The following is a 23,395-nucleotide window of genomic DNA, read 5'->3' as shown; positions in this document are numbered from 1 at the left end:
ACTGTGCGAGGGGACCGACCCCGAGCCCGTCGCCCGGCCGACCCGACGTCAGCCAGGGGCAAACGGTTCGGTCGGGGCCCGGCGGGGCGGCGCCCGGGTCGCGACGGGGAGCACCGCGCGCGATCGTGGGGCGCATGGTGTGTGCCGTGCGCCATATGGGCCGGAACTCGCGGTTCGCGGCGTGCGCGAGGTGCGCCGAACGGGGTACGAGACGAGTGTGGACGCTCGTGTCCGTGAGCGGCGGGGGCGGTGGACCGGCGACCGGCTCCTCCCGCTCTCCGGCTCCGGCGGTGGCGAGGAGGTGGACATGCGTACCCGGGTGCGTGGCTGGCGCTGGCGGCGCAATCCGCTGCGGCGCCGGTCGGACGTCGTGGAGGCGTGGACGGTGCTGGTGGTCGCCGTCCTGATGTTCGTGGTCGCGCCCCTGGCCGGGGTGGCCGCGGGCCTGCACGCCCACGGTCAGGCCCGGGCGCTCGCCGCGGCCCAGCGGGCCGAACGCCATCAGGTACGTGCCGTGGTGGTCGGCGACGCGCCCCAGCGGCTGACCGCGTCGCAGAGCGACCACCGGCAGCCCTACCGCGCCCAGGTCCGCTGGACCGAGCCGGGCAAGGGGGTCCGGACGGCGTGGGCCCGGGTGCCGATGGGGACCCGCCCCGGAGAGCCGGTGTCGGTGTGGTTCGACTCCCGGGGCCGCAGTGTCGCGCCGCCCGCGGACGACGTCGCGGTGTGGCAGCACACTGTGACCGTGGGGCTGTGCGCGGCGGCCGGTACGGCGACCGTCGTCTTCCTCGGGCATGCGATCGAGCGCCGGATCGCCCTGCGCCACCGGCTGGCCGAGTGGGAGCGGGAGTGGGCCCGGACGGGACCCCGGTGGACCCAGCCGCGCGCATGACCCCAGCCGGCTGGCATGGCTGCCAAGGCGACTGATCGCTCCTGGGTGACCCGACCACTGAGAGCTCCCCTCGTACCCGCCCGACCCTTGGGAGCAAGCGCTTACTCACCTCCGGGCCAGCCACGACGACACCCAGGAAGGAGCAACCGAAGCCGGGTCACACCTCCGCCTGACCCTGGCGAGTCATCCGATCACCCACGTACGGTGAGGCGACGCAGTCTCCCTTCACAAAGGCGGTTGTTGATGGCCCTGTTCGATCTGCCCCTCGACGAACTCCGCGCGTACCGCAGCGAGTCCCCCGAGCCGGACGACTTCGACGCCTTCTGGGACAAGACGCTCCAGCAGGCTCGCGAGCACGAGCTGGACGCGCGCTTCGAGCCGGTGGAGACCGGACTGTCCACGGTCGAGGTGTACGACGTGACGTTCGCGGGGTTCGGCGGCCACCCGGTGAAGGGCTGGCTGCGGCTGCCGGCCGGGGCCGCACAACCGCTGCCGCTGGTCGTGGAGTTCATCGGCTACGGCGGCGGACGCGGCCTGCCGCACGAGAACCTGCTGTGGGCGTCGACGGGCCGGGCCCACTTCGCGATGGACACCCGGGGGCAGGGCAGCGCCTGGGGCGGCGGTGGCGGCACGCCGGACCCGGTGGGCGCGGCGCCCGCGTACCCCGGGTTCATGACGCGGGGCATCGACGCGCCGGAGAACTACTACTACCGCCGGGTGTTCACGGACGCCGTGCGCGCGGTCGAGGCCGCCCGTTCCCATCCGCTGGCCGACCCGGCGCGGACGGCGGTGACCGGCGGGAGCCAGGGCGGCGGCATCGCCCTGGCCGTCGGCGGCCTGGTCCCGGACCTGGTGGCGGTCGCCCCGGACGTGCCGTTCCTGTGCGACTTCCCGCGCGCGACGACCCTGACGGACCGTCACCCCTACCGGGAGATCGGCCTGTTCCTGAAGACGCACCGCGGGCGCTCGGTGGACGTGCTGCGCACGCTGTCCTACTTCGACGGGGTGCACTTCGCGGCCCGGGGCCGGGCACCGGCCCTGTTCTCGGCGGCCCTGGAGGACCAGACCTGTCCGCCGTCGACCGTGTTCGCGGCGTTCAACGCGTGGGCGCACGAGGACAAGGCGATCGAGGTGTACGACTTTAACGACCACGAGGGCGGCGGCCCCTTCCAGGAGGCCGAGAAGGTGCGCTGGCTGCGGAGGTACGCCTGAGACCCGCCGCCGGCGGCGCCGGTCTTTCATCCGGTCCGACCAGTCGGTACGTTCGGAGCACCCGGGCCGCAGTGCCGCGTCCCGGGTTCCCGGCGACGACGGAGGCCACATGTCCGCGCACGAAGCCCAGGAGACACGGCAGACACCGGAGACGGACACACGGATCCACGGGCACTGCGATCCGCGGTTCGCGGCGGTCCGGGAGGCTTTCGCGGAGAACTTCCGCGAACGCGGGGAACTCGGCGCCGCGGTCTCGGTGACCGTCGCCGGTCAGACGGTGGTGGACCTCTGGGGCGGCTGGGCCGACGCGGCCCGCACCCGGCCGTGGGCACGGGACACCTTGGTGAACGTGTGGTCGACCACCAAGGGGCCCGTGGCCCTGTGCGCGCACGTCCTCGCCGACCGGGGGCTGCTCGACCTCGACGCGCCGGTGGCCACCTACTGGCCCGAATTCGCCGCCGAGGGCAAGGACAAGGTGCTCGTACGGCACCTGCTGTCGCACCGCGCCGGGCTGTCCGGGCTGCGCGAGCCGCACACCCTGGAGGAGCTGTACGACTGGGAGCTGACCACCGCGCGGCTCGCGGCCATGGCCCCCTGGTGGGAGCCGGGAACCCGGTCGGGCTACCACGCGCTGACGTACGGCTTCCTGGTCGGGGAGGTCGTGCGGCGCGTCTCGGGACTGCGGCCGGGGACCTTCCTGGAGCGGGAGGTGACCGGACCGCTCGGGCTGGACTTCACCGTGGGCCTGCCGGAGCGGGACGCCGGCAGGGCGGCGGAGCTGGTGCATCCACCGGCCGCGTCGCGCGGCGAACAGGCAGCCGTCTTCAGCCAGTTGGCGCCGGCCGCGCTGGCGGCCCTGACCAATCCCCTCGTCGGGGCGGCCGAGGCCAACAGCCCGGCCTGGCGGGCGGCGGAGATCCCGGCGGCCAACGGTCACGGCACCGCCCGGGCGGTCGCGGCGCTGTACGGCGTCTTCGCCGGGCGCGGATCGTACGGCGGCCGGCGGATCCTGTCACCGGAGGCGTCGGAGCGGGTGCGCGAGGGGCAGGGCCGCTGCCGTGACCTGGTGCTCGGCGCGGGCTTCGAGGGCGAGACCGAGGTGGGGCTCGGGCTGTGGCTGAGCGGGCCCCAGGGATCGTACGGCCCGAACCCGCGAGCTTTCGGCCACGACGGATTCGGCGGTTCCTGCGGGCTCGCCGATCCGGACGCGGAGGTGTCGCTGGGCTACGTCATGAACCGGATGGGGCCGCACATCGCCAATGATCCACGGAAAACAGCCCTGGTGGACGCCCTTTACAGCGCCCTGTGAGGGTGCGGCGCGGTGCCTGGTGACCGCGGTGCGCGCGGGTGGATTTCGGTCGAACCGACCGACCGCTCTTCCGTTGTGGTTTAGACCAATGGTACTCATGGTCGCGCACTGAACCCGCACGGCTACCTTTTGTCACCGACAGGAGGCGCGGCATGGCCCGCACCACCCCGCACGATCCCCCGCCCGGCGACGACCGGCCCCTGTACGGGCGGATCGCGGCGCTGCTGCTCGACGAACTACGCGCCGGCACCGTTCCACCGGGTGAACGGCTGCCGGGCGAACGGCACCTGGCCGCGCACTACGGGGTCAGCCGGGAGACCGTCCGGCAGGCACTGGAGGTGCTGCGGCGCAGCGGCGCGGTCGCCACCGACCGGCGGGGCAGCCACGCTACGCTGCCCGGCCGGCCCGTCGAGACGGCGGAATCGCTCACCTTCCCGGTGGGCGCGCGGCCGGTGGACCCCTACGCGGTCGACCGGGCCACGGTGACCTGGGAGCAGCCGCCGCCGGAGCACGCGCGGGCGCTGGGTCTGGCCCCGCACCGGCCCACGCTGGTGCACCGGTACCGGTCGGTGACGCCGGACGGCCGGTCGCTGCGCACGGCGGTGACGTCGTTCTCCGCGGTGGTGCTGGCCGAGGTGGCGGAGCTGGCCCGCTACCGGGACCGGGCCGACGGGGCCACGCCCGCGCAGCTGCGGCGGGCCTACGACTGGATGCGCAAGGCGGGCCTGACCCTGCACCACCGGGACGCCATCACCCAGGTCGGCGACGCCTCCTCGGTGCGGGTGACCCGGCGCGTGCACGACCAGTACGCACGCCCGCTGGAGATCACCGACCTGGTCGTGGACGGCGAACGTGACGCTCTGGTCTACGAGTTCACGCTGCCGGCCGCGGTCTGACCGCCGAGGGTCGCCGCGTCGGCTCGGCGGGCCGTCACCAGCCGGGCGCGCGGGCTGCCGTCGGCTCGCCGGCCGAATCCGGGCAGGACGCCCAGCTCGACCGCCAGGCCCGCGTGCTCCAACTCCCGCAGCACGGTGCTCAGTCGGAAGGTCCGGTAGTACATGACGAACGGCGGTCGCCACAGCGCGTTGCGCACCCGCATCACCGCGTCGAAGCCGAGCAGCGTCCAGAAGGCGGGGTGTGCCGGGCCGGGCGGCGCGAACACCGGGAAGGCGAAGCGGCCACCGGGCCGCAGCACCCCGCGGACCTGGGTGAAGAGGCCCGGCAGTTCGCGGGGCAGGAAGTGACCGAACGCCCCGAGGGAGACGACGAGGTCGAAGGCGGCCGTGAACGGAAGGGCCCGGGCGTCGCCGCGGACCCATGCGATCCCCGGCCCGTCGGCGGTCGGCACCCGCCGCCGGGCGATGTCGAGCATGCCGGCGCTGAAGTCGACCCCGGTGACGCTGCGGCGGCACAGTCCGGTCAGCAGGTGCGTTCCGGCGCCGGTGCCGCAGCACAGGTCCAGTCCGTCCGTGAAGGGGCCGAGCGGGGCGAGCACTTTCGCCATGGAGTCCAGTACGGCGTCGGGCGTCCGGAAGGGGGTGTGATCGAACTTCGGCGCGAGCAGGTCGTAGCCGTGCTCGACGGACGACAGCGCCTGCACGGTCAGCTCGCGGAGCGTGGGGCCTTCGGGACCGAACATGACGTCAGCCTATGACGGTGGTGCCGCGGCGCGGGCGGAAGCGACAAGAGCGACGACCGGGTTCCACCACGGGACCGGGTTCCACCGCGCTCTCGGGCTCCGCCACGGGACCGGGCTCCGCCACGGGACCGAGTTCCACCGCGCTCTCGGGCTCCGCCACGGGACCGGGTTCCACCGCGCTCTCGGGCTCCGCCGCGGGACCGGGCTCCGCCACGGGACCGGGTTCCGCCACGGGACCGGGTTCCGCCGCGCTCTCGGGCTCCGCCGCGGGCTCCGTCGGCCCCGGTGCCGCGGTCAGCCGAAGGTGTCGTGGCACAGCCGCGCGATCTCCGGTGTGGTCACACCGTCCGCCTGGCGGCACAGGTCGCGCATCCCGACGGCGGTGGGCGGCCGGGACGCGGGACGGGGGCGCCGGACCGGGCGCCGTACCGGTCTCCGGTGCTCGGGGCGTGGGTGTCGCACCGGCGGGGCGGCCGGTGCGACCGCCCGGGGAGGCGCCGCGGGCACCGGTTGGCGGCCGGTCGCGGGACGCCGGTGCGGTCCGGCCGACGAACGGGGCCCGGGGCCGGTGCGGACCAGCGCCGCGTGCCCGGACGGCACTTCGGCCGGCTTCTGGAGCACCGGGGGCCGCACCACCGTGTCCGGGGCGGGTGAGCGCCCGGGGCGGGCGGCGTCGGGCCCGGGAGCGGAGCCGACGGTGGTGCAGCCGGCGACGGTCACCAGCGCCGCCACCAGCAGCGGAATAAGTCGGCGAGGCACCCGCCCACGGTGCCGCACCGCCCGGGGTCACGACCCGTTCCGCAGGGGATCACCACCCTGATGAGCGATCCGCCGGGCCGACCCGTCGTCAGCACGGCGTCGCAGCACCGCGAGGACCCGCTCGCACCAGCGCAGGTTCTCCTCCTCGAAGGCGATCCCGGCCAGGAGTGTGAGGTACGGCCCGACGCGGTCGGCGGTCTGGAGGAACTCCTCCTCCGTACGCCCGTCGAGCAGGCGCTCGCGCACCCTGCGGTAGCGGTCGAGCTTGCCGCGCGCCCAGCCCATGCGCTCCTCGATCAGCGCCCGGGTGACCTCCGGGTCGCCCCCGTCCATGGCCTGGACCTTGATGAGGAGTTCGTCCCGGATCGCGGTGGGCCGCTTGGGCGGCTCGGCGGCGAACGCGCTCAACTCGGCCCGGCCGGCCTCGGTGAGCGTGAACATCCGCTTGTTGGGGCGGCGTTCCTGCTGCACGGTGCGGGCCTGGACCAGCCCGTCCCCGGCGAGGCGCTCCAGCTCCCGGTAGAGCTGCTGGGGGGTCGCGGGCCAGAAGTTCGCGAACGAGACGTCGAAAGCCTTCGACAGCTCGTAGCCCGAGGCCTCCCCCTCCAGCAGGGCGGCCAGGACGGCGTACTTGAGCGACATGTGGACAGGCTAGCAGTCAGTTGAGTAATCTCCTTCGCACTTATTCAATTAGTTGAGTAGTGAGTGGGTGAGCCGATGCGCGCGTTCCGCGAGGCGGTGGAGGCCAGGGACCTGGACGCCATCGAGGCACTGCTGGCCGAGGACGTCGTCTTCACCAGCCCGGTCGCCTTCAAGCCGTACCCGGGCAAGGCGATCACCGCGGCGGTGCTGCGCGCGGTGGTCCAGGTCTTCGAGGACTTCCGGTACGTCCGGGAGATCGGCAAGCCGGACGGCCCGGACCACGCGCTGGTCTTCCAGGCCCGGGTCGGGGACCGGGAGCTGACGGGCTGCGACTTCCTGCACGTGAACGAGGACGGCCTGATCGACGACCTCATGGTCATGGTCCGGCCGTTGTCGGGCGCGCAGGCCCTCGGCGAGGCCATGGGCGCGCGGTTCGAGCAGATCGTCAAGGATGCCGGGGCGCGGTCGGCGTGAACCGCCGCGCTCACCGCGGCACGGCGGCGATCAGTCCTTCAGCTGTCGCAGCGTGGACTTGGCGTCGGTCTTCAGCCAGTCGGTGACGTCGGTCAGCGCGGGTGGGTCCTTGTCCTCGTCGTACGAGGTGAGGTAGACGCTGTAGCTCATCGTGTACGTCACCCAGCCGTCGCGGACGGCGAGCGTGGCGTACCGGGAGCCGCTGGAGGAGGAGCCGTTCGTGGTGTCCTGGCTGACCAGGTAGGCCTCGTCGCCGATGCCCTCGACCGGGTCGACGTCGTAACCGGTGTGGCTGTCCCCGTAGTTCTTCCAGGTGGCGGTGAACTCGGGAGTGGGATCGGTCTTCTTGTGCAGGTCCAGCTGCATGGTCAGATAGGCGTCCGCGTAGGAGGAGCCCGGCTTCTTCAGGCCCAGGCTGCAGTAACTCTCGTCCAGCGCCGTGTCCTTGAGCGAGGTGCGGGTCGGCGAGGAGTCGTTCTCGGTGTACTCGTCCTTGAAGGAGGAGTAGTCGGCGCTGGAGCACATGTTGGAGGGCGCCGAGTAGCCGCGCAGGTCCGCGCTGTCGTTGCGACCGCCGATGAGGAGGACACCCGCCGCCCACGCGGCGGAGGCGACGACCGCGCCGACTGCGGCCCACAGCACCGCGCGGCCCGCCCCACCGCCACCGCCGGCAGGAGGAGCGGGCGGCACGGGCCCGTACTGGGGTGCCTGGGCGTACGGGTTGCCCGGCTGGGGCTGTCCCGGTGCGGGCTGGGCGGCCAGGGTGGGCTGCGCGTGGAACGTCCCCGGCGGCGGTGACTGCGGATTCGGGTACGGGTAGGCCGTCGGCTGGGGCGGGACGGCCGGCTGCTGGGGCCGCGGGGGCTGCTGTGCGGGCTGGTCGGCCGGCTGCGGGGGCTGCGGTGGCGTGGACATGTCGCGAAGATAGGGCACGGTTGGTGGTCAAGTCCCCGGACGTCCGGGATCGTTACGGTCTGGGGACTTCTGTTCCCGGCCCTGACGGTCCGCCGGTTCGCGGCCCAGGGCGGGTCACCCCGCCGTGAGCCGCACCGGCAGACTCCGCACGCTGTTGCCGACGAAGCCCGCGTGCGGCACCAAGTCGGCTTCCGGCACGGCGAGTCGCAGCGACGGGAAGCGGGTGAACAGCCGCTCCAGGGCGACCGTGGCCTCCAGCCGGGCGAGCGGTGCGCCCAGGCAGTAGTGGGCGCCGTGCCCGAGGGACAGGTGGCGTACGGCGCCGGGCCGGGCGGAGCGGGTGAGGTCGAAGCGGTCGGCGTCCGGGCCGTGCGCCGCCGGGTCGCGGCCGGCGGCGGAGTAACCGGCGAGCACGGGGGTGCCGGCGCGGACGAGCGTGCCGGCGACGGTCAGATCCCGCACGGGATAGCGGAACGGGAAGTAGCTGACCGGCGCGTCCCAGCGCAGTGTCTCCTCCACCACGTCCGCCCAGCTCGCCCGGCCCGCGCGGACCAGGGCGAGCTGCTCGGGGTGGGCACACAGGGCGCGCACGGCGTTGGTGATCAGGTTGAGCGTGGTCTCGTGCCCGGCGATGATCATCAGCAGCAGGGTGCCGATCAGCTCCCGCTCGCTCAGCCGGTCGCCGCCCTCGTCGCGGGCGGCGAGGAGCGCGCTCGTGAGGTCGCCTCCGGGCCGCGCGGCCTTCGCCGCGGCGATCTCGCCCAGGACGGCGACGATGTCTCGGTTGGCCGCGACGGCCTCGGCCGGTGCGGTGTCGGTGGCCACGACCAGGCTGCCGAGCCGGTGCAGGCGGTCCCGGAACTCCACGTCCACACCGAGGAGTTCACAGATCACGCCCATCGGCAGGGGCAGGGCGAAGTGCCGCCGCAGATCGGCGACCCCGTCGCCCGCGGTGGCGGCCCGGGCCAGCCCGTCCAGCAGCGACTCCGTCAACTCCTCGACGCGCGGCCGCAGTTCCGCCACCCGGCGGGGCGTGAAGGCACGCGCGGCCAGGGACCGCAGCCGCCGGTGGTCGTCACCGTCGGCGGTGGTCATGCCCGGCACGGTGGCGAACGTCAGCAACGGCCAGCCCTCGCCGACCCTCCCTTCCCGCAGGGCGGTGAAGTGGCGTGCGTTCTTCGCGACCTGGGGGTGCTGAAGGAACTCCTTCAGCGCCTCGTGCCCGAGGACGGCCATGCCCTCGACCCCGCCGGGCAGCTCGACCGGAGCCACGGCACCCTGGGCCAGCAGTCGCGCGTTGACGGCGTGCGGGCAGCCCCCGGCGGGGTCCAGACGGTGCGGGGTGCGGGCGGCCGAGGTGTCCACCCGATACTCCTGACGCTCCCCTGACAAGGTGAATCCTCCTGACGGCTCCCTGAGCGGACGCCCGCCCCCGGGAATAGCCCCGTCCGGTGGTTTGTTGAGCCGATCACGGACGTGGTACTCCCCCGAGTGGTACCGTTCCCTCAGCACTCGTGCACGGCCACGGTGGCCGCCGGTGCCAGTTTCCCTCCTTCACGCTGATCCGTCCGCCGTTTCCGGATGTCCGGCTCCCGGCGCGTCAGCTTCCCAGCACCACCTCGTCACGGGCCCTGCGCGCCGTACCCGAGGTGCCGTTCCCGCCGCCCGGAGGCAGTCACAGGCGCCTCCCCCTCGCGGCCTCGCCCCCTCTTCCCTGATCTGCTCCTCCCCGATCCGTCCGCGAAAGGACTCCCTTCCATGACCACCACACTCGAAAACCCGCCCGCGACCCGGCAGGCGCCGGCCGCCCCGCTCGTCACCGGTGTCCTCGACATCGACGCGCACGGGAAGGGGCACCTGAGGGCCGCGAGCCTCCTGCCCTCACCCGCCGATCCGCAGGTCGCGCCGGCGCTGATCCGCCGCCACGGGCTGCGCAAGGGCGATCTGGTCGAAGGCGTCCGGGGTGCGCAGCGGGCCCTGACCGAGGTCGCGCGCGTCAACGGACGCGCTCCCGGCGAGCCGGCCGCCCGGCCGCACTTCCGCGACCTCACCCCGCTCCACCCGCACCGGCGCATCCGTCTGGAGCACCCCGCCTCCGGCCTGGCCGGACGCGTCACCGATCTGCTCGCGCCGGTCGGCAAGGGCCAGCGGGGCCTCATCGTGGCCCCGCCGAAGACCGGCAAGACGGTGCTGCTCCAGCAGTTCGCCGCCGCCGTGGCCGGCAACCACCCCGAGTGCCGGCTGATGGTCCTCCTGCTGGACGAGCGGCCCGAGGAGGTCACCGAGATGCGCCGCTCGGTGCGGGGCGAGGTGTACGCCTCCACCTTCGACCGGTCGGCCAAGGAGCACATCGCCCTCGCCGACCTGGTCGTGGAGCGGGCCAAGCGCCTGGTGGAGGCCGGTGAGGACGTCGTCGTCCTGCTGGACTCGCTGACCCGGCTGTGCCGGGCCCACAACAACGCCTCCGCCGCCGGCGGCCGTACCCTGAGCGGCGGTGTGGACGCCGGCGCGCTGCTCGGCCCCAAGCGGTTCTTCGGCGCCGCGCGCCAGGCCGAGGAGGGCGGCTCCCTCACCATCCTCGCCACGGTCCTCGTGGACACCGGCTCGCGCGCCGACGGCTACTTCTTCGAGGAGCTGAAGAGCACGGGCAACATGGAACTGCGCCTGGACCGGGAACTCGCCGGCCGCCGCGTCTTCCCCGCCGTCGACATCGACGCCAGCGGCACCCGGCGCGAGGAACTCCTGCTCACGCCGGCCGAGTTGACGGCCGTACACGGTCTGCGCCGCGTCCTGCGCTCCCGGGACGGCGGACCCTCCGGGCTGGAGACCCTGCTGGAGCGGCTGCGCGCCACACCCGGCAACGCCGCGTTCCTGCGGCAGGTCCGGCCCACCCTGCCGGGCGCCTGACGCGCGGCCGGGGGGCGGCCGGGTGCGGCATCCGGGTTGCCCCGGCGACCCGAACGGCCCGGCGGCGTGGTGGATACACACCGATTTCGTACTTTGATCATATGATGACCGGATTCTCTTATCGCGCGGCGGTGTCGGCCTGCTCCCTCTGTGTGGCGGGTCTCCTGGCGCTCACGCCGGCCGCTGCCGCCGCCGGGCCCCGGGCCGCGCAGCCCGCCGGGGAGCCCGCCCCGCCCCGCCCCAGGGCGGCGGTGCCGGGGCCGTCCCTGCTCTACCGCTCCGGCGTCCAGGTCCGGCCGCACCGGGACACACCCGGGCTGCCGGACATCTCGGCGCTCTCCTGGCTCGTCGCCGACGCGGGCAGCGGCGAGGTGCTGGCCGCGTACGACGCCCACCGCGAGCTCCCGCCCGCCAGCACCCTGAAGACCCTCTTCGCGCTCACCGTGCTGCCGGTGCTGCCGAGCGGGCAGCAGCACACCGTGCGGTACGGCGAACTGGACGACGTCGGCGAGGGCAGCAGCCTGGTCGGTGTCGAGGAAGGGCACACCTACCAGGTGGCCGACCTGTGGCGCGGCGTCTTCCTCAGCTCCGGGAACGACGCCGTGCACGTGCTCGCCCGGATGGGCGGCGGCTGGGAGGCGACGGCCGCCCGGATGCAGGACAAGGCCCGCTCGCTCGGCGCCCTGGACACCCATGTGGTCTCCCCGGACGGCTACGACGCCCCGGGCCAGGTCTCCTCCGCCTACGACCTCGCGGTGTTCGGCCGGGCGGGCCTGCGCAACCCCGACTTCGCCCGGTACTGCGCCACCGCCGAGGCCCCCTTCCCCGGTGACGGGTCGCCGTACCCCATCGAGAACACCAACCGGCTGCTGACCGGCGAGGACGGCGTGGCGCCGTACCCCGGGCTCATCGGCATCAAGAACGGCTACACCAGCAACGCCGGCAACACCCTGGTGGCCGCGGCGCGCCGGGGCGGGCGCACCCTCGTGGTGACCGTGCTGAACCCTCAGGCCGACGGCGGGTTGACGGTGTACGAGGAGGCCCGCGCCCTGCTCGACTGGGGCTTCGCGGCGGCCGGGCGGGTCGACCCGGTCGGCTCGCTGGACGGGCTGCGACCGCACTCCTCCCGGCCGACGGCGTCCGCGACGCCGGTGGCGGCGGCCGTGGCACCGGACGACGACTCGGACTGGTCCGGCACCGCCGTCGTCGCGGGGCTGTCCGGGCTCGGCGCCGGGGCCGTGGCGCTGGTGCTGCGCGCCAAGGGCAACCGCGGGGCCCGCGACTGACCCACCGGCAGACCGAGCAGCAGGCCCAGCGAGATCCACGTGTAGAGATTGCCGCCCAGGAACCCGTCGAGGCCGGAGGCGTCGTCGAACCACAGCCACACCACGCTGGTGCACAGCACCGCGTACAGGGCGGCCGCGATCCGCGGGTGCCCGGCGCGGACCAGCACCGCGAAGGAGGGCAGCAGCCACACCAGGTGGTGCACCCAGGTGATCGGGCTGACCAGACAGGCCGCCGCACCGGTGAGCGCGAACGCCGCCGTCCAGTCGCCGGCCGCGACCGCCCGCCTGCCGCGCCACGCCCAGACGCAGAGGGTCAGCAGGACCACCGTCGCCCACAGGGGGCGGCCGGTCTCACCGAGGCGGGCCAGCACCCCTTGCAGCGACTGGTTCGACACGTAGTCGAGGCGGCCCACCCGGCCGGTGTCCCACAGCGCCTCGGTCCAGTAGAAGCGGGAGGCCGCCGGGTCCGCCCAGGCGGCCAGCGCGGTCGCGGCCAGGGCGACGGCCGTCGCGGTGCCGGCCGCCCGCCGTCGCCCGGCGAGCAGCAGCAGACCGATGAAGAGGGCGGGGGTGAGCTTCACGGCGGCGGCGAGCCCCGTTCCCACGCCCGCCCAGCGGCCCCGGCCGGTCGCCAGCAGCCGGCAGTCGCCGAGGACGAGGGCGAGCAGCACCAGGTTCACCTGCCCGAAGCTGACGGTGTCCCGCAGCGGCTCGAACAGGGCGAGCAGGCACAGGCACAGCGCCCACCGGTACCAGCCGTGGCGGCGCGGGCGCGGCCCGGCCAGGATGCGCAGGACCACCGCGAGCGCGGCGAGGTTCACCAGCAGGGACAGCACGATCGCCGCGGTCCGGCCGAGCAGGGCCAGCGGCAGCATGGCGACGGCGGCGAACGGCGGATACGTGAAGCCGTACGCGGTGCCCGGCACCTTGTAGTCGTAGATCCGGCCGCCGTGGTGCACCCAGGTGTGCACGGTGCCGTAGTACACCCGCAGGTCGAAGAAACCGCGCAGCAGCGGCACAGTGGCCGTGAACACGGTCACGGCCACCGCGAGGAGCAGGACCAGCAGCAGCCGGCCCCGGTCCGTGCGCGGCCCCGCCTCTCCCAACGGCCCGGGCAGCCCCGGCCGCCCCCACCGGCCCGTCATGCCACGGGTCCCGGAACCGGGGCCCGGGCCGTCCGGTGGGCCTGATGGGCCTGATGGGCCTGCCACAGGACGACCACCCCGAGCGCCCCGCCGGAGACCGCGAGCACCAGCTGCCCGAGGTCGGCCGGGCCGCCGCTGGGCAGTACGGCGAGCGCGAGCACTCCCGCCAGGGCTGCCATCCGGTGCCGTACCGAGGTGCTGGGCGCGGCGGCGGCGATGAGGAACAGGCCCCACAGCACGTACCAGGGGCGGATCGCCGGGCCGAGGACGGCGACCGCGAGCAGGCTCAGACCCAGCGCGTACACCGGCCGGGGACGCAGCCGCAGCCATATGAGCAGGACGGCTACGGCGGTGGCCGCGAGGCCCAGCAGGTGCCAGACCGGGACGGCCAGCGGGGCCAGGCCGCTGCCGAGGTGTCCCAGCAGGGCACCGGTGGCGCGGCCGAGCAGGCTGGTCAGCGCCCAGTTGTGCGGGGAGACCGGGGTGTCCAGCGCGCCGATCCAGCCGTAGCCGGTGCCGGCGACGGCTGTGGCGGCGACCGTCGTCGCGGCGGAGGCCGCAGCCGTGGTCAGCACGGCCGGCAGCGGAGGGCGGCCGGAGCGGACCCGCAGGGCCACGACGGCCGGCAGGCCGAGTGCCGCCGGTGCCTTGACCAGGGCGGCGAGGGTGACGAGGACGGCGCCGACGGCCGGTCTGCCTCGCGCGGCGACCAGGCCGAGCCCGAGCAGGCCGAGCATCAGGGCGTCGTTGTGGGCGCCCGCGACGAGGTGCAGCAGCACCAGGGGGTTCAGGGCGCCGAGCCACAGGGCGGCGGCCGGGTCGGCGCCGCTGTGCCGGGCGAGGCGGGGCAGCGCCACCGCCATGAGGGCCACGCCGAGCAGGGCGACCAGGCGCATGCCGAGCAGGCCGGCGGGCACCTCGCCGCGGGTCAGTCCGGACAGCGCCGAGGCGAGGGCCAGGAAGGCGGGGCCGTAGGGGGCGCCGGTGTGCCGCCACATCGGGCCACCTCGTCGGCGAGCGGGCCGCCGAGCCGCGCCGGGCCGTGGGCGTAGACGTCCATGTGGGCGTCGACCATGGCGCCCTGCGCGAGATAGCTGTACACGTCCCGGCTGAACAGCGGCGGGGCCAGCAGCAGCGGGGCTGCCCACACGGCCAGGACGAGCAGCAGGGCGCGCGGGGTGGGCGGCTCGGGACCGCGGACCAGCCGGCCGAGGAGCGCCCAGGCGGCGATGAGCAGGACGACCCCGAAGTAGACCCCGACCAGGCCGAGCGCCGCCCGCGCCGGGGCGGGCGCCAGGAGGTCCCGGACGGGGAGGGCGCCGGCCGTCTCACCGCCGAGGGCGAGGAAGGCCGTGCCGGCCAGGCCCATCACCTGGCAGCGGCGGAGATCGACGGGGAATACCATGGCCAACACCTGGTCAGCGTGCCGACGCCGGGTGGCCGGAAGGAGACGGCAGCCCTGCCGGGCGGGGGCCGGGGTATGACCGGCACGTGGTCTGTTCCGGCCGGATTCCCGGCGCCGGTCCGCCGTGGCTCGCCGCCTCCCCGAGACTCCGCTCGAACTGGATTCCCGGCGCCGGTCCGCCGTGGCTCGCCGCCTCCCCGAGGCTCCGCTCGAACCCGGGCCCCCGCGGGCCGGCTTCCCGGACCCGGGTCGGACGGTGGCGCGCCTCAGAACACCGACAGCCCTGTCAGGGTGGTGAAACGGTCCAGGGCGGCCACACCCGCCACCGAGTTGCCGCGTTCGTCCAGGCCGGGGCTCCACACGCAGAGGGTGCACCGGCCCGGTACGACGGCGATGATCCCGCCGCCGACCCCGCTCTTGCCGGGCAGGCCGACGCGGTAGGCGAAGTCGCCGGCCGCGTCGTACGTGCCGCAGGTCAGCATGACCGCGTTGACCTGCTTGGCCTGGCTGCGGCTGAGCAGCCGGCTGCCGTCGGCGCGGATGCCGTGCCGGGCGAGGAAGCCCGTGGCGAGGGCCAGGTCGGCGCAGGAGGCGGCGATGGAGCACTGCCGGAAGTACTGGTCGAGCAGGACCGGCACCTCGTTGTCGATGTTTCCGTAGGACGCCATGAAGTGGGCGAGGGCGGCGTTGCGGTCACCGTGGGCGGTCTCGGAGGCGGCGACCTCCTCGTCGAAGCCGAGATCGGGGTTGCCGCTCTCGGCGCGCAGGAAGGACAGCAGCTCGCCGGCCGCGTCCCCGGTACGGGTGTGCAGGCGGTCGGTGACGACGAGCGCGCCCGCGTTGATGAAGGGGTTGCGCGGGATGCCGTTCTCGTACTCCAGCTGGACCAGGGAGTTGAACGGGTTGCCGGAGGGCTCGCGGCCCACGTGCTCCCAGAGTTCGTCGCCCTCGCGGGCCAGGTCCAGGGCGAGCGTGAACACCTTGGTGATCGACTGCGTGGAGAACGGCTGCCGCCACTCCCCCACCCCGTACACCGTGCCGTCCAGTTCGGCGACGGCCATGCCGAAGCGGCGCGGGTCGCGGGCGGCGAGCGCCGGGATGTAGTCGGCGGACCGGCCGCGCCCGGGAGTGCGATCGATCTCCGCCATGATGCGATCGAGGACCGGTTGGAACTGCGAGGACATGATCGTCATCATGCCGCACCCCTGGTGCGGGGGCTCTCCAGGGGCGACGGCCACTCCTTTCGCGGCGGTGTCGGAGACCGACGGGGGTATCCCCGGGTGAGACGGCACCCGGGGGCCGGTCCGGCCGGCATGACGGGCCGGGCGGCACGCGGGTGCCGTCGGGTCAGATCGCCGGTGTGGTCCCGCTGCCCGCGAGCACCTCCGGCCGGAGGAGCCCCGTGAGCTGTTCGGCCGGCAGCAGGCCCTTCTCCAGGACCAGTTCGGCCACGCCACGGCCCGTCGCGAGGGCCTCCTTGGCGATGTCGGTGGCGGCGGAGTAGCCGATGTGCGGGTTGAGCGCGGTCACCAGACCGATGGAGTTCTCGACGGTGGCGCGCAACCGCTCGGTGTTGGCGGTGATGCCGGACACGCAGCGCTCGGCCAGTGTCAGGCACGCCGTCCGCAGGTGCGTGACGGACTCCGACAGGGAGTGCAGGATGATCGGCTCGAAGGCGTTGAGCTGGAGCTGTCCGGCCTCGGCGGCCATGGTGATGGCGACGTCGTTGCCGATCACCTCGAAGGCGACCTGGTTGACCACTTCGGGGATGACCGGGTTCACCTTGCCCGGCATGATCGACGAACCGGCCTGCACCGGCGGCAGGTTGATCTCGCCGAGACCCGCGCGCGGACCGGAGGACAGCAGCCGCAGGTCGTTGCAGCTCTTGGACAGCTTGACCGCGATGCGCTTCAGGACGCCGGACATCTGGACGAAGGCGCCGCAGTCCTGCGTGGCCTCCACCAGGTTGGCCGCCGTCACCAGCGGCAGGCCGGTGATGGCCGACAGGTGCCGGCGGGCCGCCTCGGCATAGCCGGCGGGAGCGTTGAGGCCGGTACCGATGGCCGTGGCACCGAGGTTGATCTCATGGATCAGCTCGACGGCCTCGGCGAGACGGCTGCGGTCCTCCTCGATCATGACGGCGAACGCGGAGAACTCCTGACCGAGCGTCATCGGTACCGCGTCCTGCAACTGTGTACGGCCCATCTTGAGCACGTCACGGAACTCGACTGCCTTACGGGCGAACGCGTCCTGGAGTACGGACATCGCCTTGAGCAGTCCACGTACCGCGAAGATCGTCGCCACCTTGACGGCCGTCGGGTAGACGTCATTGGTGGACTGGCCGAGGTTGACGTCCTCGTTGGGGTGCAGATGCGTGTACTGCCCCTTGGCATGGCCGAGCAGTTCCAGCGCGCGGTTGGCCACGACCTCGTTGGCGTTCATGTTGGTGGACGTGCCCGCACCGCCCTGGATGACGTCCACGACGAACTGGTCGTGCAGCTCCCCGGCCCGGATCTCGCGGCAGGCGGCGACGATCGCGGCCGCCTTCTCGGGCGCCAGCAGCCCGAGTTCCTCGTTGGCGAGGGCGGCGGCCTCCTTCACCGCGGCCAGGGCGTCGATCAGGTGCGGGTAGGCGGAGATCGGCGTGCCGGTGATGGGGAAGTTCTCCGTCGCGCGCAGGGTGTGGACACCCCAGTACGCGTCGGCGGGCACATCACGGTCCCCGAGCAGATCGTGTTCGCTGCGGGTGGCGGCGGTCATGAGGGTACGGTCCTCTTCCTGAGGTACGGAGGTGAGAGCGCCCCGAAAGGGGCGCGGGGAACTGCGCGAGGGACCACGACGGACCCGCGGATCCGGGACGGCCGAGGCAGCGGAGCGCTACGCGCAGGCAGTGAGCGGAACCGGGTCCAGCGCACGCACGGCCCGCACGCATCCCACCGGCTCCCCGCCCCCGAGCAGCGGCTCCCCCGCGAACTCGGTGAGCAGGGCGGGGTCGACGCCCGCGCGGGCGAGCGCCGCCGCGGCGACCGGGATCCGCGCCCGGTTCGCCCCGTCGGCGATCTTCACCGCGACGGCCCGGCCGTCCGGCAGCGCGGCGACCTGCACGCCCTCGAAGCCGTCCTTGGCCAGCAGCCCCGGCACGGCCCGCATCAGCGCGGCCACGTCACGCCCCGAGCCGGAGGCCATCTCGGCGTGCTCGCGCATCGCCTCGGCGACCCGGGCCTCGGGTGTGCCGGGCGCGGCGGAGGTGATCCGGGCGAGGGCGCGGGCGAGTCCGTGCAGGGAGATGGAGAACAGCGGCGCGCCGCAGCCGTCGACGGTGACCCGGGCGACGCGCTGGCCGGTCAGCTCCTCGACGGTGGCGGCGACGGCCTGCTGGAGCGGGTGCTCCGGGGCGAGGTAGTCGTCGAGGGACCAGCCGTTGAGCTTGGCGGTCCACAGCATGGCGGCGTGCTTGCCGGAGCAGTTCTGGGCGAGCCGGGAGGGCAGCCGGCCCTCGCGGACCCAGGCGTCCCGCACGACCGGGTCGAACGGCATGTCGGGCACGTTGCGCAGGTCGCCCTCGGTGAGACCGGCGAGTTCGAGGATGCGGCGGGTGCCGGCGAGGTGGCGTTCCTCGCCGGAGTGGCTCGCGGCGGCCAGCGACAGCAGTTCGCCGTCGAGCGGCAGCCCGGCCCGCAGCATGGCCACGGCCTGGACGGGTTTGAGGGCCGAGCGCGGGTAGAAGGCCGCCTCGATGTCACCGAGCTGGAAGCGCACCTGGCCGTCGGCGCCGAGGACGACGACGGAGCCGTAGTGGACGCCCTCGACGACCCCGCCGCGGACGAGGTGGGCGACGGGGGCGTGGAGGGGTTCGCGGACGACGGGCGCGTCGGCGGGGGAACTGCTGTGCATCACTGCCTGCATAGGGGGTCGGGGTCGGCCGGTACGCGGGTCACGCGCCGGCGCCGGTGGATGTGCGGGTCATACGGGCGCGGATGGCGTACCAGCCCGCGACCAGTGCGGCGACGATCAGCGGCAGACAGAGCACGGTGGTGCGTCCGGCGCCGCCGTCGGCGTACATGAGGACCAGGACGGAGGCGAGGAACGCCAGCGTCACGAGTTCGGTCCAGGGGGAGCCCGGCAGCCGGTACGACGGCCGGGTCAGCTCGCCGCTGCGGGTCTTCCGCCAGAACAGCAGGTGGCAGAGCATGATCATGCCCCAGGTGGCGAGGATGCCGATCGCCGCGAAGTTGAGGACGATCTCGAAGGCGTCGGAGGGGACCACGTAGTTCAGGCCCACGCCGAGGACACAGATTCCGCTGGTGAGCAGGATCCCGCCGTACGGCACCTGGCTCCGGCTCATCCGGCCGGTGAACTTCGGGGCGGAGCCGCTCATCGCCATGGAGCGCAGGATGCGGCCGGTGGAGTACAGGCCGGAGTTCAGCGACGACATGGCGGCGGTCAGGACGACGAGGTTCATCACACCGCCGGCCGCCGGGACGCCGATGTGGGACAGGACCGTGACGAAGGGGCTCTCACCGGCGGAGTACTTGTTCCACGGGAGCAGCATCGAGAGCAGGACGACCGAGCCGACGTAGAACAGGCCGACGCGCCACATGATCGAGTTGATCGCCTTGGGCATGATCTTCTCGGGGTTCTCGGTCTCGCCGGCGGCGACGCCGACCAGCTCGACGGAGGCGTAGGCGAAGACGACGCCCTGGATGATCAGCAGCATGGGCAGCAGGCCGTTGGGGAAGACGCCGCCGTTGTCGGTGATCAGGGAGGGGCCGGGGTGGTGGCCGTCGACCGGGTGCTGGGTGACCAGCAGGAAGATGCCGATGCACATGAACACGACGAGCGCCCCGACCTTGACGATCGCGAACCAGAACTCCAGTTCGCCGAAGATCTTGACCGAGATCAGATTGACGGTCAGCACGACCGCGAGGGCGATCAATGCGATCAACCATTGCGGGACGTCCGAGAACATGCCCCAGTAATGGGTGTAGGTGGCGACCGCCGTGATGTCGGCGATACCGGTGGTCGCCCAGTTCAGGAAGTACATCCAGCCCGCGGTGTACGCGCCCTTCTCGCCCAGGAACTCCCGGGCGTACGACACGAAGGCGCCGGAGGACGGGCGGTACAGGACGAGTTCGCCGAGGGCCCGGACGACCAGGAAGGCGAAGACGCCGCAGACGGCGTACGCGATGAAGAGGGAGGGGCCGGCGTCGGCGAGCCGGCCGCCCGCGCCGAGGAAGAGGCCGGTGCCTATGGCACCGCCGATGGCGATCATGTTGACGTGCCGGTGCTTCAGACCTTTGCTGTAGCCGGCGTCTCCGGCGTCGACATGGCCGGACGAGGGGCGCGTCTCGTCTTTGAGGTGCTGCTCGCTCACGCCTCGGGTCCGCCTTCCGTAGGGGGGTCCGTCCGCTGGGGACGCACGATGTCGGTGAGGGTCGTCTCGACGCGGTCGAGGTGGTGGCTCATGGCCTCCACGGCGTCGTGCTCGGAACCGTCGGTCAGCGCCTCGACGATCGCCCGGTGCTCGCGGTTGGACTGCTCGCGGCGCCCGCCCAGCTCGTTGAGGAAGGCCGACTGGCGCGCCAGTGCGTCGCGGATCTCCTCGATGACCCGGCGGAAGACCGGGTTCTGGGCGGCCTCGGCCACGGCGAGGTGGAAGAGGGTGTCCATCGCGACCCAGGCGGTGGTGTCCGTCTCCCGCTCCATGCGGTCGAGCAGGTGGGCCAGGTGGTCCAGGTTCTCCGGGGTACGGCGCAGGGCCGCGTACCCGGCGACCGGGATCTCGATGTGGCGGCGCACTTCGAGCAGGTCGCTGGCGGCGTAGTCGCCGAAGGTCGGGTCCTCGACCGCGTTCGCGACGACGAAGGTGCCCTTCCCGGTCCGTGACACGGTGAGGCCCATCGTCTGCAGCGCGCGCAGCGCCTCGCGCAGCACGGGCCGGGACACCTCCAGGGTGCGGCACAGCTCGGCCTCGGAGGGGAGCTTGTCGCCGATGGCGTACCGGCCGCGCTCGATGGCGTCGCGGAGGTGGGCGAGCACCGCTTCCATGGCGCTCACGCGCCGCGGGGCCAGGCCACCTGTCTGGCTGTCTGACAGGTTCACGGGAGCGATCCTGCGGGTTGCGGGCAGGGCCTGTCAAGGCATCCGGCAAGGAAACATTCACGGGGTGCGGCGCCTGAATACAGGCATCCGCACCCCGTGGGTGATCAGCGGCGTCCGCCCGGCCGCTGGGCTCAGCTGCTGAGCGTGCCGGTGGCCAGCAGGCCGAGGAGGCCGACGCCGATGATGATCCGGTAGATCACGAAGGCGTTGAAGGAGTGCTTGGCGACGAACTTGAGCAGCCAGGCGATGGAGGCGTAGGCGACCACGAACGAGACGACCGTGCCGACGGCCAGCGGCGCGGCGCCGACCCCCGCACCGAGGGCGTCCTTCAGCTCGTACAGACCCGCGCCGGTCAGGGCCGGGATGCCGAGGAAGAAGGAGAGCCGGGTGGCGGCGACGCGGTCCAGGTCCAGGATGAGCGCGGTGGACATGGTGGCGCCGGAGCGGGAGAAGCCGGGGAAGAGCAGGGCGAGGATCTGCGAGCAGCCGACCCACATCGCGTCCTTGAAGGACGTGTCGTCCTCACCGCGCTTGTGCCGGCCCATCTGGTCGGCGGCCCACATCACGCCCGAGCCGACGATCAGCGATCCGGCGACCACCCACAGCGAGGCGAGCGGACCGTCGATCAGCGGCTTCGCGGCCAGCCCCACGAGCACGATCGGGATGGTCGCGGCGATCACCCACCAGGCGAACTTGTAGTCGTGGTGGTAGCGCTCCTCGCGGTTGGTCAGACCACGGAACCAGGCGGTGACGATCCGCTTGATGTCCTTGAAGAAGTACACGAGCACGGCGGCGATGGCGCCGACCTGGATGACGGCGGAGAACCCGACGACGGACTTGTCGTCGACGGGGATGTCCATGAGCCCCTCGGCGATCTTGAGGTGGCCGGTGGAGGACACGGGCAGGAACTCGGTCACCCCCTCGACTACTCCGAGGACGACGGCCTGACCGACGGAGATGGCGCTCATGGGATCCAGTTCTGAGGAGAGTTGGTCGACATTGCTGTAGACAGTACTTGCTGTGCCCGTCCGTAGGGCAAGCGCCCGGGCCCCCGGGGCGCCGGCGGGTGAGACCCCGCTGAAGGCCGCCGCGTGACCCGCCGGCACGCCCCGCTTGCCACGACGTCCAGGGCAGCGTAGAGGTCGGGGCCGGCCCCGGTCAGCCGGGGCCTCGTGCGCCGACGAGGGCTCCCGCGATGACGAGCGGCCGGTTCACAACGACTTCTTACCTCCGCTGTCCGTTTTGTCTGGTGCGAGCGGGTGCGGACCGCCGCCGCGTGGGCCGCGGGATCGCCGGCTCCGGGGAGGTCATGCCGGTGGGTCCCCTGTTCGGCCCCGGTCCCGAGAGACGGTCAAGGCCGGGACCAGGCTACCGCCGCCTCAGCGTGCTGCGGGCCGGGCGCAGACCGCCACACCGGACTCCCGGAGGCTGCCGAGCACCAGGTGGTCGCCGACGGCGCACACGCTGGTGACCATGCGGAAACCGGAGTGCCGGCGGGTGAGGTGGTGGACGGTCCGGCCCGCGTCGTCGACGGCGACGACGCCGACGGTCCCGCTCGGGCGGTACGGCGCGTGGACGGCGGCCCGCGCGGCGGCGCGGCGGACGGCCGGCGGGGTGCGGTGCAGCAGGCCGAGCGGGGGGAGGCGGGGGCCGGCCAGGGCGACCCAGACCGGCCCGTCGGGGCCCTCGCGCCAGAGGTTGTCAGGCATCCCGGGGAGGTCGGCGAAGGGCTCGGCGTGTCCGGCGCGGGGGCCGGTGAGCGGGCAGCGGGTGAGCCGGCAGGAGCCGGTCTCGGCGATCACCAGGAAGGAGCGGTCGGCGCTGAGGGCGAGCCCGTTGGCGAACTGCAGGCCTTCCAGCAGTACTTCGGGTTCCCGGTCGCCGGGGGCGAGCCGGAGCAGGCGGCCGGTGCCGGTGTGTTCCACGATGTCGCCGATCCACCGGTCCAGGGGGTGGCGGCGGCTGGAGACCGTGAAGTACAGGGTGCCGTCGGGCAGGGCGACGACGTTGCTGCAGAAGCGGAGCCGCTCCCCCGCCACCGCGTCCGCGAGGACGCGGACGGTTCCGTCGTGCGGGCTGACGCGCAGCAGGCCGCGCTCGGCGTCGCACACCACCAGGTCCCCGTCCGGCAGGAGTTCGAGCCCGAGGGGACGGCCGCCTGTCTCGGCCAGCACCTCGGCGCGGGCCGTGAGCGGGTCGCCGAGGTGCTGGACACGGAGGATGCGCCCGTCCGCCACTCCGGTCAGGACACGCCCGTGCGGGTCGGCGACGACGTCCTCGGGGCCGCGGGCGCGCAGGGAGACGTAGTGGAGCGGTACGAGTGCCGTCGATCGGTCCATGTGCGGTCCCTTCCGTCGGTGCCCTGTCGGCAGCCGCCCCGTGGCCGTCCCTTCACCAGCCCTTTTCGAACATGCGGGCCACCTCGGCGATGCGGATCTCGTCGCGCCGGTAGTAGGTGCGGCCGTGGATCCGGCGGGTGCGCAGGACACCGAGGCGGGTGAGGAAGTCGAGGTGGGCGCGTGCGGTCCGGCGGGGTACGCCCAGCTTGGCGGCGACGGCCCGCGCGGTGACGCCTGTCTCGGCGGGGTCGCGGCGACGCGAAACGCGGAAGTGGGCCGGCGGGTCCTTGAGCAGCGCCAGGATGGTCTGCCGCATCCGGCCCGAGGGAGTCCCCGTCATCCGTCCGCCCTCCCGTCCCCGGCCTCCTC

20 protein-coding genes and 2 pseudogenes are annotated in these 23,395 nt (G+C 73.4%); 7 read left to right on the top strand and 15 right to left on the bottom strand.

What is annotated here, in order from left to right; genetic code table 11:
- Window positions 1-307 precede the first annotated feature (307 nt).
- From ACH4LD_RS34875 to ACH4LD_RS34860, 4 genes are all read left to right on the top strand, one after another.
- Complete coding sequence (locus tag ACH4LD_RS34875; protein ID WP_398058254.1) at window positions 308-892, top strand: hypothetical protein; 585 nt, start codon at window positions 308-310, stop codon at window positions 890-892.
- Between the two features lie 243 nt (window positions 893-1,135).
- Window positions 1,136-2,104, top strand: a complete 969-nt coding sequence (locus ACH4LD_RS34870) for an acetylxylan esterase (protein WP_398058127.1) — start codon at window positions 1,136-1,138, stop codon at window positions 2,102-2,104.
- Between the two features lie 109 nt (window positions 2,105-2,213).
- Window positions 2,214-3,413: a serine hydrolase domain-containing protein gene (locus tag ACH4LD_RS34865; protein WP_398058126.1), complete on the top strand. Its 1,200-nt coding sequence runs from the start codon at window positions 2,214-2,216 to the stop codon at window positions 3,411-3,413.
- Between the two features lie 152 nt (window positions 3,414-3,565).
- Window positions 3,566-4,309 (top strand): GntR family transcriptional regulator, encoded by a 744-nt coding sequence (locus tag ACH4LD_RS34860; RefSeq protein ID WP_398058125.1) that lies wholly within the window; start codon window positions 3,566-3,568, stop codon window positions 4,307-4,309.
- On the opposite strand, the gene ACH4LD_RS34855 is transcribed toward ACH4LD_RS34860, so the two are convergent.
- The 3 genes from ACH4LD_RS34855 to ACH4LD_RS34845 form a co-directional block, all read right to left on the bottom strand.
- Complete coding sequence (locus ACH4LD_RS34855) at window positions 4,279-5,052, bottom strand: class I SAM-dependent methyltransferase (RefSeq protein ID WP_398058124.1); 774 nt, start codon at window positions 5,050-5,052, stop codon at window positions 4,279-4,281. The two genes, ACH4LD_RS34860 and ACH4LD_RS34855, sit on opposite strands and share 31 nt — an antisense overlap.
- 294 nt (window positions 5,053-5,346) lie before the next feature.
- The gene (locus ACH4LD_RS34850; protein WP_398058123.1) at window positions 5,347-5,811 is read right to left on the bottom strand and encodes a hypothetical protein; all 465 of its coding nucleotides are present in this window, start codon (window positions 5,809-5,811) and stop codon (window positions 5,347-5,349) included.
- A 27-nt stretch (window positions 5,812-5,838) separates the two neighbouring features.
- Window positions 5,839-6,453: a PadR family transcriptional regulator gene (locus tag ACH4LD_RS34845; protein ID WP_398058122.1), complete on the bottom strand. Its 615-nt coding sequence runs from the start codon at window positions 6,451-6,453 to the stop codon at window positions 5,839-5,841.
- A 75-nt stretch (window positions 6,454-6,528) separates the two neighbouring features.
- On the opposite strand from ACH4LD_RS34845, the gene ACH4LD_RS34840 reads away from it, so the two are divergent.
- Window positions 6,529-6,927 (top strand): nuclear transport factor 2 family protein, encoded by a 399-nt coding sequence (locus ACH4LD_RS34840; protein ID WP_398058121.1) that lies wholly within the window; start codon window positions 6,529-6,531, stop codon window positions 6,925-6,927.
- A 30-nt stretch (window positions 6,928-6,957) separates the two neighbouring features.
- On the opposite strand, the gene ACH4LD_RS34835 is transcribed toward ACH4LD_RS34840, so the two are convergent.
- Entirely contained in the window at window positions 6,958-7,842 is an 885-nt protein-coding gene (locus ACH4LD_RS34835; protein ID WP_398058120.1) for a hypothetical protein, read from the bottom strand.
- 114 nt (window positions 7,843-7,956) lie between these two features.
- Window positions 7,957-9,207 carry a cytochrome P450 gene (locus tag ACH4LD_RS34830; RefSeq protein ID WP_398058119.1) on the bottom strand — a complete coding sequence of 417 codons (1,251 nt, stop codon included), beginning with the start codon at window positions 9,205-9,207 and terminating at the stop codon, window positions 7,957-7,959.
- A gap of 393 nt (window positions 9,208-9,600) precedes the next feature.
- Between ACH4LD_RS34830 and rho the strand changes: the two genes are divergently transcribed.
- Complete coding sequence (rho, locus tag ACH4LD_RS34825) at window positions 9,601-10,749, top strand: transcription termination factor Rho (RefSeq protein WP_398058118.1); 1,149 nt, start codon at window positions 9,601-9,603, stop codon at window positions 10,747-10,749.
- Between the two features lie 101 nt (window positions 10,750-10,850).
- Window positions 10,851-11,696: pseudogene (locus ACH4LD_RS34820) on the top strand (D-alanyl-D-alanine carboxypeptidase family protein); the annotation flags it as partial.
- Between the two features lie 59 nt (window positions 11,697-11,755).
- Here the strand turns inward: ACH4LD_RS34820 and ACH4LD_RS34815 are convergent.
- The 10 genes and pseudogenes from ACH4LD_RS34815 to ACH4LD_RS34770 all read right to left on the bottom strand — a co-directional run bounded on the left by ACH4LD_RS34815 (window position 11,756) and on the right by ACH4LD_RS34770 (window position 23,366).
- Window positions 11,756-13,180 (bottom strand): glycosyltransferase family 87 protein, encoded by a 1,425-nt coding sequence (locus tag ACH4LD_RS34815; RefSeq protein WP_398058117.1) that lies wholly within the window; start codon window positions 13,178-13,180, stop codon window positions 11,756-11,758.
- Window positions 13,177-14,585: pseudogene (mptB, locus tag ACH4LD_RS34810) on the bottom strand (polyprenol phosphomannose-dependent alpha 1,6 mannosyltransferase MptB). Before mptB ends, ACH4LD_RS34815 begins: the two are co-directional and overlap by 4 nt.
- 266 nt (window positions 14,586-14,851) lie before the next feature.
- Window positions 14,852-15,781 (bottom strand): glutaminase, encoded by a 930-nt coding sequence (locus ACH4LD_RS34805; RefSeq protein ID WP_373309367.1) that lies wholly within the window; start codon window positions 15,779-15,781, stop codon window positions 14,852-14,854.
- Window positions 15,782-15,932: 151 nt separating this feature from the next.
- A complete protein-coding gene (gene aspA / locus ACH4LD_RS34800; RefSeq protein ID WP_398058116.1) occupies window positions 15,933-17,345 on the bottom strand; it encodes an aspartate ammonia-lyase in 1,413 nt (470 codons plus the stop codon).
- Window positions 17,346-17,462: 117 nt separating this feature from the next.
- A complete protein-coding gene (locus ACH4LD_RS34795; RefSeq protein ID WP_398058115.1) occupies window positions 17,463-18,479 on the bottom strand; it encodes an asparaginase in 1,017 nt (338 codons plus the stop codon).
- Window positions 18,480-18,519: 40 nt separating this feature from the next.
- Window positions 18,520-19,959, bottom strand: coding sequence for an amino acid permease (locus tag ACH4LD_RS34790; protein WP_398058114.1), 1,440 nt, complete (start codon window positions 19,957-19,959; stop codon window positions 18,520-18,522).
- The gene (locus ACH4LD_RS34785) at window positions 19,956-20,633 is read right to left on the bottom strand and encodes a FadR/GntR family transcriptional regulator (protein ID WP_132790322.1); all 678 of its coding nucleotides are present in this window, start codon (window positions 20,631-20,633) and stop codon (window positions 19,956-19,958) included. The genes ACH4LD_RS34790 and ACH4LD_RS34785 overlap by 4 nt, the downstream gene beginning before the upstream one ends.
- 185 nt (window positions 20,634-20,818) lie before the next feature.
- Window positions 20,819-21,655, bottom strand: a complete 837-nt coding sequence (locus tag ACH4LD_RS34780) for an undecaprenyl-diphosphate phosphatase (protein WP_132790210.1) — start codon at window positions 21,653-21,655, stop codon at window positions 20,819-20,821.
- Between the two features lie 411 nt (window positions 21,656-22,066).
- Window positions 22,067-23,026 carry an SMP-30/gluconolactonase/LRE family protein gene (locus ACH4LD_RS34775; protein WP_398058113.1) on the bottom strand — a complete coding sequence of 320 codons (960 nt, stop codon included), beginning with the start codon at window positions 23,024-23,026 and terminating at the stop codon, window positions 22,067-22,069.
- Window positions 23,027-23,078: 52 nt separating this feature from the next.
- On the bottom strand, window positions 23,079-23,366 hold the full coding sequence (locus tag ACH4LD_RS34770; RefSeq protein WP_132790214.1) for an ArsR family transcriptional regulator: 288 nt from the start codon (window positions 23,364-23,366) through the stop codon (window positions 23,079-23,081).
- Between the last annotated feature and the right edge of the window lie 29 nt (window positions 23,367-23,395).

Source organism: Streptomyces sp. NPDC017676 (assembly GCF_044329325.1).
GTDB lineage: Bacteria > Actinomycetota > Actinomycetes > Streptomycetales > Streptomycetaceae > Streptomyces.
Note: the sequence above shows the minus strand (reverse complement) of the source record. Positions and strands in the feature narration are given on the sequence as shown.

Bases quoted from the DNA above. Each gene is read 5' to 3' on its own strand.
- ACH4LD_RS34875 (WP_398058254.1), top strand. From the start codon at position 308: ATGCGTACCCGGGTGCGTGGCTGGCGCTGGCGGCGCAATCCGCTGCGG.
- ACH4LD_RS34870 (WP_398058127.1), top strand. From the start codon at position 1,136: ATGGCCCTGTTCGATCTGCCCCTCGACGAACTCCGCGCGTACCGCAGC.
- ACH4LD_RS34865 (WP_398058126.1), top strand. From the start codon at position 2,214: ATGTCCGCGCACGAAGCCCAGGAGACACGGCAGACACCGGAGACGGAC.
- ACH4LD_RS34860 (WP_398058125.1), top strand. From the start codon at position 3,566: ATGGCCCGCACCACCCCGCACGATCCCCCGCCCGGCGACGACCGGCCC.
- ACH4LD_RS34855 (WP_398058124.1), bottom strand. From the start codon at position 5,052: ATGTTCGGTCCCGAAGGCCCCACGCTCCGCGAGCTGACCGTGCAGGCG.
- ACH4LD_RS34845 (WP_398058122.1), bottom strand. From the start codon at position 6,453: ATGTCGCTCAAGTACGCCGTCCTGGCCGCCCTGCTGGAGGGGGAGGCC.
- ACH4LD_RS34840 (WP_398058121.1), top strand. From the start codon at position 6,529: ATGCGCGCGTTCCGCGAGGCGGTGGAGGCCAGGGACCTGGACGCCATC.
- ACH4LD_RS34835 (WP_398058120.1), bottom strand. From the start codon at position 7,842: ATGTCCACGCCACCGCAGCCCCCGCAGCCGGCCGACCAGCCCGCACAG.
- rho (WP_398058118.1), top strand. From the start codon at position 9,601: ATGACCACCACACTCGAAAACCCGCCCGCGACCCGGCAGGCGCCGGCC.
- ACH4LD_RS34815 (WP_398058117.1), bottom strand. From the start codon at position 13,180: ATGACGGGCCGGTGGGGGCGGCCGGGGCTGCCCGGGCCGTTGGGAGAG.
- ACH4LD_RS34805 (WP_373309367.1), bottom strand. From the start codon at position 15,781: ATGATGACGATCATGTCCTCGCAGTTCCAACCGGTCCTCGATCGCATC.
- aspA (WP_398058116.1), bottom strand. From the start codon at position 17,345: ATGACCGCCGCCACCCGCAGCGAACACGATCTGCTCGGGGACCGTGAT.
- ACH4LD_RS34795 (WP_398058115.1), bottom strand. From the start codon at position 18,479: ATGCACAGCAGTTCCCCCGCCGACGCGCCCGTCGTCCGCGAACCCCTC.
- ACH4LD_RS34785 (WP_132790322.1), bottom strand. From the start codon at position 20,633: ATGGAAGCGGTGCTCGCCCACCTCCGCGACGCCATCGAGCGCGGCCGG.
- ACH4LD_RS34780 (WP_132790210.1), bottom strand. From the start codon at position 21,655: ATGAGCGCCATCTCCGTCGGTCAGGCCGTCGTCCTCGGAGTAGTCGAG.
- ACH4LD_RS34775 (WP_398058113.1), bottom strand. From the start codon at position 23,026: ATGGACCGATCGACGGCACTCGTACCGCTCCACTACGTCTCCCTGCGC.
- ACH4LD_RS34770 (WP_132790214.1), bottom strand. From the start codon at position 23,366: ATGACGGGGACTCCCTCGGGCCGGATGCGGCAGACCATCCTGGCGCTG.